Origin of the sequence: Burkholderia sola (genome assembly GCF_905400185.1) — a bacterium.
Lineage (GTDB): Bacteria > Pseudomonadota > Gammaproteobacteria > Burkholderiales > Burkholderiaceae > Burkholderia > Burkholderia sola.
This window is the reverse complement of the sequence record NZ_FR989676.1, coordinates 1,812,847-1,826,688: the sequence shown is the minus strand read 5'-3', so window position 1 is coordinate 1,826,688 and position 13,842 is coordinate 1,812,847. Positions and strand designations below refer to the sequence as shown.

The window sequence follows — 13,842 nt, the reverse complement described above, 5'->3', positions numbered from 1 at the left end:
CTAACAGCGAAACGCCTTGCGCCACACGCCCCGCTGCGGCGTGTGATCGTTGCATTCGATCAGCGCACGCACCAGCGCCCAGTCGTCGTCATCGCAGAAATCGAGCAGCATCGCGCCGTACGGGCCGGGCTGCTCGCGCAAGCGCTCGGCGAGCCGCGCATGAATGCCCTGCACGCGGCCATCGCCGTGTGCGACCACCGACGGATTCGCGCCCATCCCCGTTCCGCTGCAGAAATTGAGCGCCCAGCGGCCGCTGTCCGGCAGCGGCAGATGCGTCAGCAGCGCGTCGATCGCGCGCCACTTCCACGCGATCGACGCGGCCACCGGCACGCGATACTCGTCCTGGATCACGAACGCGCCGTCCGGATGATCGATCGTGAACGTCGCGTTGTCGGGCCATGCGGTCAGGTCGATCCCGAGCGGCCGGCCGCTGCGGAAACGCCGCAACAGCACGATCGCGCCGCGCACGTCGCCGAGCGCGGGCAGCGTGCCGCCGGCATGCCAGCGCAGCCACGGGTGCCGCGCGCGATGCGCATCGAACGTCGCATCGAAACTGCGTGTGCACGCATGCGCCGGCCACTCGTCCTTCACCGACATCACGATGCATTCGCGCGGATGCGCATCGAGAAAGCGCGTGCAGCTTGCCAGCACGTCGTCGAACGTCATGCCGAGCGCGATGCCGCCGTGATGGATGTCGAACGCATCGCGCACGTGCCGGCAGCGGATGTCGAGCAGCCGCACGCCATGCGCGAGCTGCGCATCGAGCGGCGCACGCTGGGTGCGCACCAGCGAATCGTCGACCGTATACGCACAGGTGTCATGGCTGCCCGGTAGGGTCAGCGTATGCAGCGGCCGCGCGTCGTCGAGCGCGGACATCCAGTCGGCAGGCGGCATGCGCGTATCGTGGCGCGAAGGGATCATGAATCGATGAATGACAAGGAAAGAAAACCATGGGTAACGGCGTCGGATGTCGCGGCGCGGGCCGGCGTCTCGCGCTCGGCAGTGTCGCGCGCGTTCTCGCCGACGGCAAGCATCGCGCCGCAAACGCGCGAACGCGTGATGGTCGCCGCGCGTGCGCTGGGCTACCAGGTCAACCTGATCGCGCGCGACATGATCACGCAGCGCAGCAGCATGATCGGCGTCGTGACGGCCGGGTTCGAGAACCCGTTCCGCGCGCGGCTGCTGTCGGACCTGATGGCCGCGCTCGGGCAGCGCGCGCTCACGCCGCTCGTGACCAATGCGGAAGATCCGCGCCAGGTCCGGCAATCGCTCGAGCAATTGCTCAGCTACCGGATCGCGGGCCTCGTGATGACGTCCGCGTCGCCGCCGCTGTCGGTCGCGCAGCAGTATCTCGAACACCGGATTCCGGTCGTGATGATCAACCGCGAAGCGAACCTGCCGGGCGCTGATGTGGTCGTCAGCGACAACGCGGCGGGCGCCACCCACGCCGCGCAGCGGCTCATGCAGGCCGGCGCGCGCCGCCTCGCGTTCGTCGGGCCGCGCGGCACGAGCTACAGCGCGCGGTCGCGCGCCGCGGCGTTCGAGCAGGCGCTCGGGCCACGCGACGCGTCCGACGCGACGCTCGTATGCGTGCTCGACACGCCGTCCGACACCCACGCCTGCGGAATCGACGCCACGCGGCAACTGTTCGCGACCGGCGAGCGGCCCGACGGCGTGTTCTGCTCGTCCGACCTGCTTGCGCTCGGCGTGATCGACGTCGCGCGCCGCGAATTCGGCTTGCGCGTGCCGGACGACCTGCGCGTGATCGGCTTCGACGATATCCCCGCCGCCGAATACGATGCGTATCGGCTGACGACGCTGCGGCAGGACACGCGCGGCCTCGCGCACGCGGCGATCGACCTGCTCGCCGACCGGATGCAGGCGTTCGACGGGCCGTCGCGCACATGTGTCGTGCCGGTCACGCAGGTGGTGCGCGACAGCTGCGCGTGACGACGCACGAACGCGCGCGGCCACGCCACGCGTCACTTCAACCCGCCCGCGAACCCGCGCAACAGGTAGCGCTGCACATAACCGGCCACGGCCAGCGTCGGCAGCGACGCCATCAGCCCCGCGCTCATCAGGTCGCCCCAGTCGATGCCGTTCTCCGTCACATAGCCGGCAATCGCGAGCGGCAGCGTGAAGCGGCTCGGCGTCGACACGAACAGCAGCGCGATCAGGAATTCGTTCCACGCCGCGATGAACACGAAGATCGCGGTCGCGATCAGCCCCGGCGCGCACAGCGGCAGCACGATCTGCACGAGCCGCCGCGCGAGCCCCGCGCCGTCGATGCACGCCGCTTCCTCGTATTCGATCGGCACGTCGCGCACGAACGCGAGCAGCATCCAGATCGCCATCGGCAATGCGTAGATCTGGTACGCGAGCATCAGGCCGAGCGTCGAATCGAGCAGGTGCAGCCGCTTCGCGAGCGCGAATAGCGGCACCGCGATCGTGATCGGTGGCATCAGCTTCAACGCCAGCACGAGCATCAGGAACAGCAGGTCGAGCCGCGCCGGAAACCGTAGCCGCACGAGCGCATACGCGGCCGGAAACGCGAGCGCCAGCGCGAGCAGCGTCGTGCCGAAGCCGACCAGCAGCGAATTGAACAGCGGCGCGCCGATGCCGTTCGACCACACCGACGCAAAATGCGAGAAGGTCGGCGCGGCCGGCCAGATCCGCAACGGATGATCGAAACGTTCGAGCGTCGGCATGAAGGCCGCGCCGGCCATCCACAGGCACGGCAGCAGCAACAGCGCGAGCGCGAGGACGCGCAGCGTCCACGGCGTCGCGTGACCGAATGCGGCGCTCGCTCGTGCGCGCGGGATGCCCGCCGATCGTGTCGTCATGCGCGCCGCTTGCGAACCGTCTGCCATACGTACCCCGAGACCAGCAGCGCGGACGCCGCGAGCATCAGCACCGACGCGGCGCTCGCCGGCCCGACGTTGAAGAAACGGAAGCCCGTGTCGTAGATATAGGTCGACAGCGTCTGCGTCGCATTGCCGGGGCCGCCGCCCGTCAGCGCATAGACCTTGTCGAACAGCTTGAACGTGTCGATCGAGCGCAGCAGCAGCGCGAGGCCGATCTGCGGCGCCGCGAGCGGCAGCGTGACGTCGCGCAGGCACTGCCACTCGCTCGCGCCGTCGGTGCGCGCGGCTTCGTACAGTTCCTGCGGGATCGACTGCAGCCCGGCCAGCACGATCAGGAACGCCATCGGCGTCCACTGCCACACGTCGACGAGCGCGAGCGACCACAGCGCGAGATGCGGATCGGACAGCCAGCGCACGCCTTCGATGCCGAACGCCGCGAGCAGCGCGTTCAGGAAGCCGTCGAAGTTCAGCCAGTTGCGCCAGATCGCCGAGCACACGAGCGTGGACAGCATCATCGGCAGGATCGCGAGCGGCAGCGCGATGCGCCGCCCGGGAAACGCGCGCACGAACAGCAGCGCGAGGCCGAAGCCGAGCGCGACTTCGGCGAGCGACGCAACGATCGTGAAGCGCAGCGTGTTGCCGAAGCCGGCGGTAAACGCGTCGTCGCCGAGCACCGCGCGATAGTTCGCGAGCCCCGCGAACGCGCGATGGCCCGCCGAATAGTCGACCCGGCAGAACGAGTCGATCAGTACCTGCGCGACCGGATACAACGCCAGCGCGGCGAGCACCAGCAGCGCGGGCCCGAGCAGCGCGACGAACGGCAGGCTGCGACCGAACGCTTTCATCCGCGGCCTCCGGTCGTCGGGTCGACGTTGACGCGCGCGGTCACTTGCCGGCCGCGGCCGCGGCCGTCGCCTGCGCGATCTTCTGCTGCGCCTGGCGCAGCGCGGCGTCGGGCGCGGCCTGCCCCGTCAGCGCGAGCTGCAACTGGTCGCCGAGAATGCTCTCGACCTGCTGCCAATCCGTCACGCGCGGCCGCGCACGGCCGGCCTCGAGCGCCTTCAGTTGATCGGGATACCAGCGATACTGGCGCACCAGCGCCGGATCGTTGAACACGCTGCGGCGGGTCGGCGGAATGCCGATGCCGGCGAGGCGCGTCTGCGTATCGCGTGCGGTCAGGTAAGCGAGGAAGTCCTGCGCGAGCTTCGCGTGCGGCGCGTCCTTCGGAATACCCATCTGCCAGATGCCGAGCATCGGGGCCGGGCCCGCGGTCTGCCCCGGCGGCGGCTGCAGCGCGATCTGCCCGACCACGCGCGACTGCTTCGCGTCGTCGAGCGCCGGCACCCACGCGGGCCATACCTCGATCGACTGCGCGGCCGTGCCGCGTTGCAGCGCGTCGCGCACTTCGGCCGCGCCGTACACGTCGACGTCCTTCGGCGCGAACGCCTTCAGCGCGAGGAACGTCTTCAGCGCGGCCTGCGCTTCGCGCGAATCGATCGTCACGTTGCCGGCACGGTCGAACACGTCGCCGCCGTATGCCCACAGGATCGGCAGGAAGCCCGTGACGACCGGGTTGCCCTTCGTGCCGCGGAACACGACGCCCGACACGCTCTTGTCCGCGCCGCCGACGGTCTGTGCGATCTTCAGCACGTCGTCCCAGTTGCGCGGCGGCTGCAGCTTGTACTTCGCGAGCAGGTCCTTGCGATACGCGAACATCTCGACGTTGCCGACGATCGGCAGCGCGTACAGCGCGCCGGCCGCATTGCGGCCGAGCGCGACGGCGGACGGCACGAGATCGGCATCGGCGAGCGATGCGGGCAGCGGCTTCAGCCAGCCGTTGCCGATGAATTCGGGCGCCCACGTATCGTCCATCATCACGAGGTCGTACGCGCCGGTGCCTTCGCGCATCGACAGCTTCAGCTTCTGGTACAGGTTCGCGTTCGGCAGCTTGAGCAGCTCGATCTCGGTGCCCGGATGCAGCTTGGTGAAACCGGCGACGGCGTCGGCGAGCCCCTTGCCGTAGATGTCGTCGCGGCCCGCGATGACGAGATCCGCCGCGAAAGCGTGCGTGGCGGCGAAGGACAGCGCAACGGCGGCGGACAGCGCGCGCAGGCGGCTCAGCAGGGTCATGTGGTCTCTCTCGATCGGCGTATGGAGCGGGTATGGAGCGGAACGGTCATGCGTTGCACACGTGTGCAACGCCGGCGACACGTCGGGTCGCGTGAAGCGTCGCCATTGTTCACGCATACCGTGAAGGTATTGTGGCAACGCGCAAAGCCGGGCGACCTGACGCGCGCGTTCCGTCAATCCGGGTCCATTCAGTCAAGCATACGGACGGTTTTTTTCAAGCATCGCTTTCCAGCAATCGACCGGCGCCGGACCATGCGCGTGAGGGTCGTGCGGCGGCACGCGACCGACGTGCCGCCGCCAGCCGCATCCAGCATCAAAAGTTCACACGAATCCCCCCCATCACCGCCAGTTGCCGGCTCGAATTGCTGTTCGCGAGCACCGGAATCTGCGCATAGTTCGCCGCGTTGCCCGCCGCGTCGGTGCCGAGCCCCGTGCCGCTCGCGATCTGGCCGATCGCGACCGCATACAGCGCGGTGCGCTTCGACAGGCTGTAGTTCGTGCCGACGTTCAGTTGGTGGAAGCGCGTCGTGCCGCGCCCGTCCGTGTGCGCGGCGTTGAAGATGTACGCGACGCCGCCTTGCAGCGCCGGCGTGAACATGTACGTGACGTTCAGCTCGCCGACGTCGAACGTGAACGCGTGCGTGCGCGGCTGCGCGGCGGTCGAGAAATAGCGGCTGTCGCCGAGACGCGTATGCGTATAGGTCAGCGCGACCGTCGCCGCGCCGAACGTGACCGACCCGCCCGCGCCGAACGCGCGCATCGAGCCCGCATCCTGCAGCAGGCAAACCATCGCGCCCGGGTTGCTGCACGCGAAATCGCCGATATAGCCGCTCGCGCCGCCGAGCGCCGCGTCGAGCGGTTGATGCAGGTCGAGGTAGCCGACCGAGAACGCCACCGGCGCACGCGTGTACGTCGCGGCCACCGCGTAGCCGCGCTTCGCGGAAAAATCGCCGGCCTGCCCGCCGAAGCTGAACGTGCCGCCGAACGTGAGCCCGTTGAAATCGGCGCTGGTGAACTTCACCGCGTTGTTGAAGTTGAATGCGGCATTCAGGTTGTCGACGTCGCCGAGATGCGAGCCGTACGGCGTCGCCCAGTTGTTGCTCGACACATACGCGCCGAGCATGTCGGTGTACGAGTCGTATTGCCGGCCGAGGCCGAGCGTGCCGATCGAATCCTGGCGCAGCCCGACCCATGCCTGCCGGCTGAACGCCGTGCCGCCTTGCAGCGCCTGCCCGTTCGCGGACAGAAACTGCTGCTCGAGCGAGAACACCGCGCTGAGCCCGCCGCCGAGCGGCTCGACGCCCTGGAAGCCGAAGCGGGACGGCACGAGGTTGCCGCCGCCCATCTGCCATGCATGGCCGCCGCCCGTGCTGCCGTCGGCGCGCGTGAACTGCTGGTTCGTCGAATAGATGATGCCGGTATCCACGGTGCCGTACAGCGTCACGCTGCCGGAGGTTTGCGCGTGTGCGTGCATGCAACCCAGCATGGCCGCGGCTGCGGTCAGTCGTCGTCCGTTCTTCATGTCCCGCCCCTCAATGGTCATCGATTCGCAGTGCCAACCGATGGTGTTGTCGATATGGGTGGCAGGACTTTATCCAGCGAAAATTCCGGACCTCTATCCCAAATCAGCAAATGGTGGAGGGTGCGGCTCGCGACGGCGCCCGGGGGGGTGCCGTCACAATGCGCGTACGTCATGCGGGACGCGTCGTCTGGGAAGGCAACTCGCCGAACAGGTCGCGATACTCGCGCGCGAAATAGCCGAGATGCGTGAAACCCCAGCTCGCGGCGGCTTCGCCGACGCCGAGCTGCTGCACCGGCGTCGTGCGCAGCAGGCGACGCACCGCGTTCAGCCGGATCGTGCGCAGGTAGCCGACCGGCGTGACGTCGGCCACGCGCTGGAAGCTCGTTTGCAGCGTGCGGCGGCTGCAGCGCAGCGCACGGCACAGTTCGAGCACGGTGACGGGTTCTTCGGGCCGCTCGCGCAGATGCTTCTCGCAGCGGCTCACGATATCGCTGTAGGTCGCATGCGTGATGTCGCGACGCTCGACGCCGATGCCCTGTTCGAGCGCGTCGAGGAACATGCCGAGCATCGCGTCGCGAAACATCTTGCGGGTCGCCGCATATTCGAGGCAGCCCGGGTTGCGCTGCGCATCGTCGATCAGCGCCGACAGCCGCACGCCGAGCGCGACGCCCTGCGCGTCGGACAGCCGCGTCACGTGCCGCAGCCTGCGCGCGGCGGCCGCGCCGAATTCGGCTTCGCACAGCTCGTCGATCATGTCGGACGCCGCACTGATCCCGACGAGCCCCATCCCTTCCGGCGTGTGGAACTCGAAATCCTCGCCGGCGCGCAGCGCGAGCAGCGCATAGCCGTCGACGGGCTGGCCCTGGAACGTACCCGCGAGCGGCACGGACAGCGGCACCGCGAGCGACGTGCGCCCGACCGGCGCGAGCCCGGTTTGCGCGACGCGGCGGTTGGTCGTCTCGCGGAAGAAGTGGAAATCGTCGTACAGCACCTGCGTGACGGTGCCCTTGAAGCGGCCCGGCGTCATCTGACGGTAGACCTGATGCCAGCCCGCGATCGCGAGCCCGTGATCGTGCACGTCTTCGTGTGAGCGGGACTGGAACAGCATCGGCGTCTCCGGTAAAACCCTGGGGTGCTGGATGCGGCCGCCGGGTTCGCACGGCACGTATCGCCACAGCTTACCCTCGCAAATTCCTGCGTAGTGCGGTTTCGAATGCAAGACAGGCCCCCAACAGCGCGGCGGCCTGCGCGTCGATCAGCCTGACATAGCGGCGAAACGACGGCATCCGGTTCACGACCTCGCTGCCGCCGAACGGCACGATCGCGAGCGTCCAGCGGCCGTCGCGCGCGTCGATCGCGCAGTCGGTGAAGTGCAGCGGCCGCAGCGCGTCGGCCAGCGACGGCTCGGCAAGCAGCGCGGCCAGCGTGTCGATGAATACGGGGTCGCATCCGGACATGGGCGCGGCATCGATGCCCGTGCAGCGCAGCCAGCCGGTCTGCCGCACGCGCGCGCTGCCGTGCGCGGCCGGGCCTCGGGCGGCCGCCGTCACCTTCACGCTGACCGTATGCATCAGGAACTGGCGCTCGACGCGCTCGTCGATGCTGACGCGCACGCCGTTCGGCAGCCGCGCCGTGACGCCGCCGACTCCACCCCCGGCACCACCGGCATCGCGCACGGCCCGCAGATCGGCGAGCACGCGCGCGGCGATCACGCCGGGCCGATGGCCAGGCGGCGGCGCATCGGGCACCGCGCGCCACCGGGCGAGCGCGGCCTTCACGATGCGACGTGCTCGTTGCGCAGCACGTCCTCGACCGGCACCGGCCTGAACGGATGCCGGCGCTGCACGACGAGCGTCCAGAACAGCGCGTACAGCGCGGTGAGCCCCAGCATCGCGCCGAACGGCACGTAGATGTCGCGCGCGTTCATGCCGGGCGGCGTGATGTACCAGATCGCGAGCACGATCCCGACGCTCGACACGATCTGCGGCAGCGGGAACAGCGGCGAACGGTACGGCCGCGGCAAGTCCGGCCGGCGGATGCGCAGCATCACGACCGACGCGGTGACGAGCAGGTACGCGGTGCCCCATGCGCAGGTCGCGGCGAGCACGAGATGCAGGATGCTGTCGAGATTGCCGTTGATCAGCCACGCATGGAAGATCGGCACGATCGCCGACGCGACGATACCGACCACCGGCGTCTTGAAACGCGGATGCAGGTACGCGAAGCAGCGCGGCAGCGCGCCGTCGATCGCCATCCCGTACAGGATGCGCGGCAGCCCGGCCATCAGCGTGTTGATCGTCGCGGCGCCCGCGCACAGGAACGCGATGCCGAACCAGATCCGCCCGAACGGCCCGAGCACCTGCAGCGCGAACGCGGGAATCGCGCCCGGCGTGTCGAGCAAATGCGTGAGGCCGTCGGGGCTCACCGGCACGTTCGGGACCTGGCGGCGGATCGCCGCGCCGTACAGGAACATGCAGATCGCGACGCCGACGAGGCCGAGCGCCATCGCGCGCGGGATCGTGCGGCCCGGCGCCTTCATTTCCGGCGCGAGCGGCGTGACGAACTCGCAGCCGACGAACATGAACATCGCCATCCCGACCAGCGACAGCACGGCCGGGATCGACGTGCCGACTTCCGACCCGCCGAACCAGCCGTCGAGATGCACGGCCGGCGCGGCCGCGAGCCCGAGGATCCCGAAGATCATCAGCGACAGCCACATGCCGGCCGTCAGCACGATCTCGAGCTTGCTGAACACCTTGATGCCGATGATGTTGGTGATCGCGAACGTGACCACGAGGCCGACGCCGACGAGCCACGAACTGTTGTGCTTCTCGAACGCGGCGTTCAGCGATTCGAAGTTCACGAGCGCCATGATCCCGCTCAGGATCGTCTCCGCGGTGCCGGCGAACACGTGCACGAGGAAATACGCGGAAATCGTGCCGGTGATCGCCCAGAAGCGGCCGAGCCCGCACGACAGGTAATCGTAAACCGAGCCGGCCGTCGGCAGCATCGCGGCGGCTTCGGAGAACGTGGTGGCCTGCGCCTGCATCATCACGAACGCGATGATCATCGCGACCGCGAACGCCCAGCCGCCCATCCCGAAGCCCGACGTCGCGGTGAGGATCACCGGGCTCGCCATGATGAGCCCGACCGCGCTCGCCAGCGCGGTCGGAAAACCGACCGCCCCGGCCTTCAATGCGGCGCCGCCGCCTGCTTCAGCCGGCGAGCCGGCGGACGTATCGCCCGCGGCGCCGGTCATTCCCGACCATCCCGACATCGTTGTCTCCTTCGTGGGTTGGCCCGAACCGGCGCTTCGTCGGCGGCCGGGGCCAGATGCTGTGCGGTCGGCCCCGGGCGGTGCTTCAGCGCGTCGATTCCCGGGGCCCCTCGTCGATCACGGCGTGATCCGATGTCGAAAAAATACGCAGGCAAAATAATCCGGTCATAGCGCAAATCGGCAAACCCGCGCTGGCGTTTACCCGCCGCCGCGGGCTGGCCGCCATGCGCTCACGCCGTCACGCGAACGGCACGGCCTCGAAGCCGGCCGCGAGCGCGTCGACGATCCGGTCGAGCTGTTCGCGCTGGATCACGAGCGGCGGCGACAGGATGATCTTCGTGCCGACCGGGCGCACCAGCACGCCGTTCTCGCGCGCGACTTCCGCGACCGCATTCGCATAGCCCGACAGCGGATCGATCGGCTCGCGCGTGTCCTTGTTCGCGACGAGATCGAGCGCGAGCATCAGCCCCTTGCCGCGCACCTCGCCGACCGCCGCGAAGCGTTCCGCGAACGACTGCAGCGCTTCGAGCAGATACGCGCCCTGCTTCGCCGCATTCGCCGGCAGGTCTTCCTTCACGACGATGTCGAGGCTCGCGATCGCGGCCGCGCATGCGACCGGGTGGCCGGCGTACGTGTAGCCGTGCATGATCGCGCCGCCGAAATCGGCATTCGCGGCAAACGCGTCCTCGATCCGCGCGTTCACGACCGTCGCGCCGAGCGGCACGTAGCCCGACGAAATCCCCTTCGCGAGACACATGATGTCCGGGCGCACGCCCCAGCCGCGACTGCCGAACAGACTGCCGCTGCGGCCGAAGCCCGTCACGACTTCGTCGGCGATCAGCAGCACGCCGTAGCGGTCGCACACCTCGCGCACCAGCGGCCAGTAATTGGCCGGCGGCACGATCACGCCGCCTGCGCCCTGGATCGGTTCCGCGATGAACGCGGCGACGGTGTCCGGGCTCTGGAACTGAATCTCGCGTTCGAGCATTTCCGCGCAGATCCGGCCGAGTTCCTCCGGGTCCTGCGTGAACGGGTTGCGGTACAGCCACGGCGTCTCGACGTGGAAGCAGCCGGGCAGGTTCGGCTCGTAGTTGCGGCGGAACACCGTATTGCCGTTCACCGACGCGCCGCCGAAATGCGTGCCGTGATACCCCTGCTTCAGCGAGATGAACTTCGTGCGATCGGCCTGGCCGCGCACCTTCCAGTACTGGCGCGCGATCTTCAGCGCGGTCTCGATCGAGTCCGACCCGCCCGAGCTGTACAGCACGCGGCGCATCCCTTCCGGTTCGAGCATGTCGATCAGCTTCTTCGACAGCTCCTCCGCACGCGGATGCGAAATGCCGTCGAACAGCTGGAAGTATTCGAGCTCGTCGAGCTGACGCACGATCGCGTCCTTCACTTCCTGGCGGTTGTGGCCGACGTTCACGTTCCACAGGCCCGCGACGCCGTCGACGAGCTTGCGCCCCTGTTCGTCGAACACGTAGCAGCCGTCGCCGCGCACGATGCGGATCGGCTTGCGCTGTTTCATTTCGTTCGGGTGCAGCATCGGATGCCAGAATTTCGCTTCGTTGTAGCTCATTGCAATCTCCACTGTCGGATCGGTTTTTGCGGTTTTTGGATGGGCCCGCGCGTCAATGCGCGATGCAGACGGATTTGGTTTCGGTGAAGCCTTCGATCGCGTACTGGCCGAATTCGCGGCCGATGCCCGATTGCTTGTAGCCGCCGAACGGCATCGACGGATCGAGCGGGATATGGCAGTTCACCCACACGGTGCCGGCCTCGATCCGCGGCACGAGGTTCATCACGCGTGTCAGGTCGTTGCTCCAGATGCTCGCGGCGAGGCCGTACGGCGACGCATTCGCGAGGCGTATCGCATCGGCCGCGTCGTCGAACGGCACGACGACGATCACCGGGCCGAACACCTCGTCGTGGACGATCGCGCTGTCCGGGTGCGGATCGGCGATCACGGCCGGCTTCACGTAGTAGCCGGGCAAATCGTCGGCCGGCGTGCCGCCCGCGAGGAACGTGAGGCCCGCCCGGCGCGCGCCCTCGATATGCTGGACGACCTTGTCGCGATGGTGCGCGGATACCAGCGGATTGATCTGCGCGGTCGTATCGAGGCCCGCACCGAGCTTCATCGACTGCGCGACGCCGGCGAGCCCGTCCGCGAGTTGCGCGAACTTGCTGCGATGCACATAGATGCGGGACGCGGCCGCGCACACCTGCCCCTGGTTGAAGAACGCGCCGGCGGCGACGCCATCGAGCGCCTGCGCGACGTCGACGTCGTCGAGCATCACGATCGGGTTCTTGCCGCCGAGTTCGAGCGAGAAGCGCGTCATGTTCTGCACGGCCGCCGCGCCAACCAGCTTGCCGGTCGCGGTCGACCCCGTGAACGAGATCTTCGCGATCGACGGGTGGCTCGCGAGCGCCGAACCGCAGACGCGCCCGCCCGTGACCACGTTGAACACGCCGGGCGGCACGCCGGCTTCGCGGGCCAGTTCGGCGAGCCGCAGCGCGGTGAGCGGCGTTTCCGGCGACGGCTTCAGCACGATCGTGCAGCCGGCCGCGAGCGCGGGAATCAGCTTCCACACCGCGATCATCAGCGGGAAATTCCACGGCACGATCGCGGCGACCACGCCGACGGGCTCCTTGCGCGTATAGGCCGTATAGCGCGCGCCGGGCGGGAACGGGATCGACACGTCGAGCGTCTGGCCGGTGATCTTGGTCGCCCAGCCGGCCATGTAGCGCACGTATTCGACGCTCGCGCCGACTTCGACCGCGCGCGACACGTGAATCGACTTGCCCTGGTTCAGTGTTTCGAGTTGCGCGAGCGTTTCGGCGTCGGCTTCGATCAGGTCCGCGAGTTTCAGCAGGATGCGTTCGCGGTCGGCCGGCCGCAGCCCGCTCCACACGCGCGCGTCGAACGCGTGTTTCGCGCTGGCGACCGCGCGGTCGACGTCGTGTTCATCTGCATCGGCGACGGTCGCGAGCCGCTCGCCCGTGGCGGGGTCGTACACGTCGAGCCGGGCAGCCGCGTGCGCGGGCTGCATGGCACCGTCGATGAAGAGGCCGAAGTCGCGCGCAACGAAGGTGCGCACGGTGTCGCTGACGGCGACGAAGTTCGTGTTGCTCATGGGCGTCTCGTTGATTGTCGTGGCTGGACCGCGGGCCGGTGAGGCACGCAGGTGTCGGACCACTGTATCGACGAGGATTCACGCCCGGTGAGCGCAAATTGGCAGCGCGTGATCGGCAAGACGATCGCGCAGCGTGCCGCGCGATCCCGATTACAGGAACAACGCCCCGACCAGCTCCGTGCGATTCGACACGCCGAGCTTGCGGTACATCCGCATCAGGTGCGTCTTGATCGTCGGCGGCCCGAGCGCGAGATCGCGCGCGATCTCCTTGTTCGAGCGGCCGTCGCGCACGAGCCGCGCGATTTGTTCCTCTCGGTAGGTAAGCCGCTCCTCGCAGGCGATCTGATGAATCCCGCGCCGTGCACGCAGCAGCGGGCTCAGCGCGGCTTCAGCGACCGGCTGCAGCCGCGCGAGCGCGTCGATCTCGCCGGGCGCGAACCGTCGTGCGGTGCCGTTGCCGTTCGCATCGCCGATGCCGAAGCGCAGCAGCGAGAACGCGCCGACCGTCCGGCCCGCGTCCCGCAGCCAGATCTCGACGACGTCGGCCACGTCGTGCCGCCGCAGAAAACGGGTCCAGTACGCGGACGCAGCGCGTCGTTCGTCGGGCAGTTGGGACGCGAGCGTGACGACCACGCATTCGCCCGCCGCGCAGCGCGACGGATGCAGCGGATCGAGCATCCGGTAGCGGGCAATATAGGTGCGGTGCATCGATTCCGGCATCCCGAACAGCTCGAAATCGGCCGGCTCGCCGCTCTGGTCGAGCCGGTAGAACACGATCGCCGACGGGCTCGCGAACGCGTCGAACGCGTCCACGCATGCGCGCAGCGCGCGTCGCCAATCGGCGGGAGCGTGGTCGGTGGGGGCGGACAAGGTAGGCATGGGAATCGGCTGGCGCGCGAATGCATCGAATCTCGA

12 protein-coding genes are annotated in these 13,842 nt (G+C 68.5%); 1 reads left to right on the top strand and 11 read right to left on the bottom strand.

Translation table 11 applies throughout. The features are described 5' to 3' along the window. Complete coding sequence (locus tag KR541_RS24705; RefSeq protein ID WP_176015809.1) at positions 1-921, bottom strand: phosphatidylinositol-specific phospholipase C; 921 nt, start codon at positions 919-921, stop codon at positions 1-3. A gap of 6 nt (positions 922-927) precedes the next feature. On the opposite strand from KR541_RS24705, the gene KR541_RS24700 reads away from it, so the two are divergent. Continuing rightward, positions 928-1,950: a LacI family DNA-binding transcriptional regulator gene (locus tag KR541_RS24700; RefSeq protein ID WP_089489522.1), complete on the top strand. Its 1,023-nt coding sequence runs from the start codon at positions 928-930 to the stop codon at positions 1,948-1,950. A 32-nt stretch (positions 1,951-1,982) separates the two neighbouring features. Here the strand turns inward: KR541_RS24700 and KR541_RS24695 are convergent, their stop codons facing one another. From KR541_RS24695 to KR541_RS24650, 10 genes are all read right to left on the bottom strand, one after another. Further along, positions 1,983-2,843, bottom strand: a complete 861-nt coding sequence (locus KR541_RS24695) for a carbohydrate ABC transporter permease (RefSeq protein ID WP_124630721.1) — start codon at positions 2,841-2,843, stop codon at positions 1,983-1,985. Then, positions 2,840-3,709 carry a carbohydrate ABC transporter permease gene (locus KR541_RS24690; RefSeq protein ID WP_124555964.1) on the bottom strand — a complete coding sequence of 290 codons (870 nt, stop codon included), beginning with the start codon at positions 3,707-3,709 and terminating at the stop codon, positions 2,840-2,842. The genes KR541_RS24695 and KR541_RS24690 overlap by 4 nt, the downstream gene beginning before the upstream one ends. Positions 3,710-3,749: 40 nt before the next feature. Next, the gene (locus tag KR541_RS24685) at positions 3,750-4,994 is read right to left on the bottom strand and encodes an ABC transporter substrate-binding protein (protein ID WP_124630720.1); all 1,245 of its coding nucleotides are present in this window, start codon (positions 4,992-4,994) and stop codon (positions 3,750-3,752) included. 313 nt (positions 4,995-5,307) lie between these two features. Further along, complete coding sequence (locus KR541_RS24680) at positions 5,308-6,516, bottom strand: porin (protein ID WP_216089859.1); 1,209 nt, start codon at positions 6,514-6,516, stop codon at positions 5,308-5,310. 169 nt (positions 6,517-6,685) lie between these two features. Next, positions 6,686-7,624, bottom strand: a complete 939-nt coding sequence (locus tag KR541_RS24675; RefSeq protein ID WP_050017444.1) for a helix-turn-helix domain-containing protein — start codon at positions 7,622-7,624, stop codon at positions 6,686-6,688. A 70-nt stretch (positions 7,625-7,694) separates the two neighbouring features. After that, positions 7,695-8,294, bottom strand: coding sequence for a DUF3156 family protein (locus KR541_RS24670; RefSeq protein ID WP_213346460.1), 600 nt, complete (start codon positions 8,292-8,294; stop codon positions 7,695-7,697). Further along, complete coding sequence (locus KR541_RS24665) at positions 8,291-9,793, bottom strand: APC family permease (protein WP_089489526.1); 1,503 nt, start codon at positions 9,791-9,793, stop codon at positions 8,291-8,293. The genes KR541_RS24670 and KR541_RS24665 overlap by 4 nt, the downstream gene beginning before the upstream one ends. 238 nt (positions 9,794-10,031) lie before the next feature. Beyond that, positions 10,032-11,372, bottom strand: coding sequence for an aspartate aminotransferase family protein (locus KR541_RS24660; RefSeq protein WP_050017441.1), 1,341 nt, complete (start codon positions 11,370-11,372; stop codon positions 10,032-10,034). A gap of 52 nt (positions 11,373-11,424) precedes the next feature. Then, complete coding sequence (locus KR541_RS24655; protein ID WP_050017440.1) at positions 11,425-12,927, bottom strand: aldehyde dehydrogenase family protein; 1,503 nt, start codon at positions 12,925-12,927, stop codon at positions 11,425-11,427. Between the two features lie 150 nt (positions 12,928-13,077). Beyond that, positions 13,078-13,806 carry a helix-turn-helix transcriptional regulator gene (locus KR541_RS24650; protein ID WP_089489527.1) on the bottom strand — a complete coding sequence of 243 codons (729 nt, stop codon included), beginning with the start codon at positions 13,804-13,806 and terminating at the stop codon, positions 13,078-13,080. Between the last annotated feature and the right edge of the window lie 36 nt (positions 13,807-13,842).

What these genes read in the sequence shown, in the direction of transcription:
- KR541_RS24685 (WP_124630720.1), bottom strand. Translation starts at nt 4,994, where the DNA reads ATGACCCTGCTGAGCCGCCTGCGCGCGCTGTCCGCCGCCGTTGCGCTG.
- KR541_RS24650 (WP_089489527.1), bottom strand. Translation starts at nt 13,806, where the DNA reads ATGCCTACCTTGTCCGCCCCCACCGACCACGCTCCCGCCGATTGGCGA.
- KR541_RS24690 (WP_124555964.1), bottom strand. Translation starts at nt 3,709, where the DNA reads ATGAAAGCGTTCGGTCGCAGCCTGCCGTTCGTCGCGCTGCTCGGGCCC.
- KR541_RS24680 (WP_216089859.1), bottom strand. Translation starts at nt 6,516, where the DNA reads ATGAAGAACGGACGACGACTGACCGCAGCCGCGGCCATGCTGGGTTGC.
- KR541_RS24665 (WP_089489526.1), bottom strand. Translation starts at nt 9,793, where the DNA reads ATGTCGGGATGGTCGGGAATGACCGGCGCCGCGGGCGATACGTCCGCC.
- KR541_RS24660 (WP_050017441.1), bottom strand. Translation starts at nt 11,372, where the DNA reads ATGAGCTACAACGAAGCGAAATTCTGGCATCCGATGCTGCACCCGAAC.
- KR541_RS24655 (WP_050017440.1), bottom strand. Translation starts at nt 12,927, where the DNA reads ATGAGCAACACGAACTTCGTCGCCGTCAGCGACACCGTGCGCACCTTC.
- KR541_RS24695 (WP_124630721.1), bottom strand. Translation starts at nt 2,843, where the DNA reads ATGACGACACGATCGGCGGGCATCCCGCGCGCACGAGCGAGCGCCGCA.
- KR541_RS24700 (WP_089489522.1), top strand. Translation starts at nt 928, where the DNA reads ATGAATGACAAGGAAAGAAAACCATGGGTAACGGCGTCGGATGTCGCG.
- KR541_RS24675 (WP_050017444.1), bottom strand. Translation starts at nt 7,624, where the DNA reads ATGCTGTTCCAGTCCCGCTCACACGAAGACGTGCACGATCACGGGCTC.
- KR541_RS24705 (WP_176015809.1), bottom strand. Translation starts at nt 921, where the DNA reads ATGATCCCTTCGCGCCACGATACGCGCATGCCGCCTGCCGACTGGATG.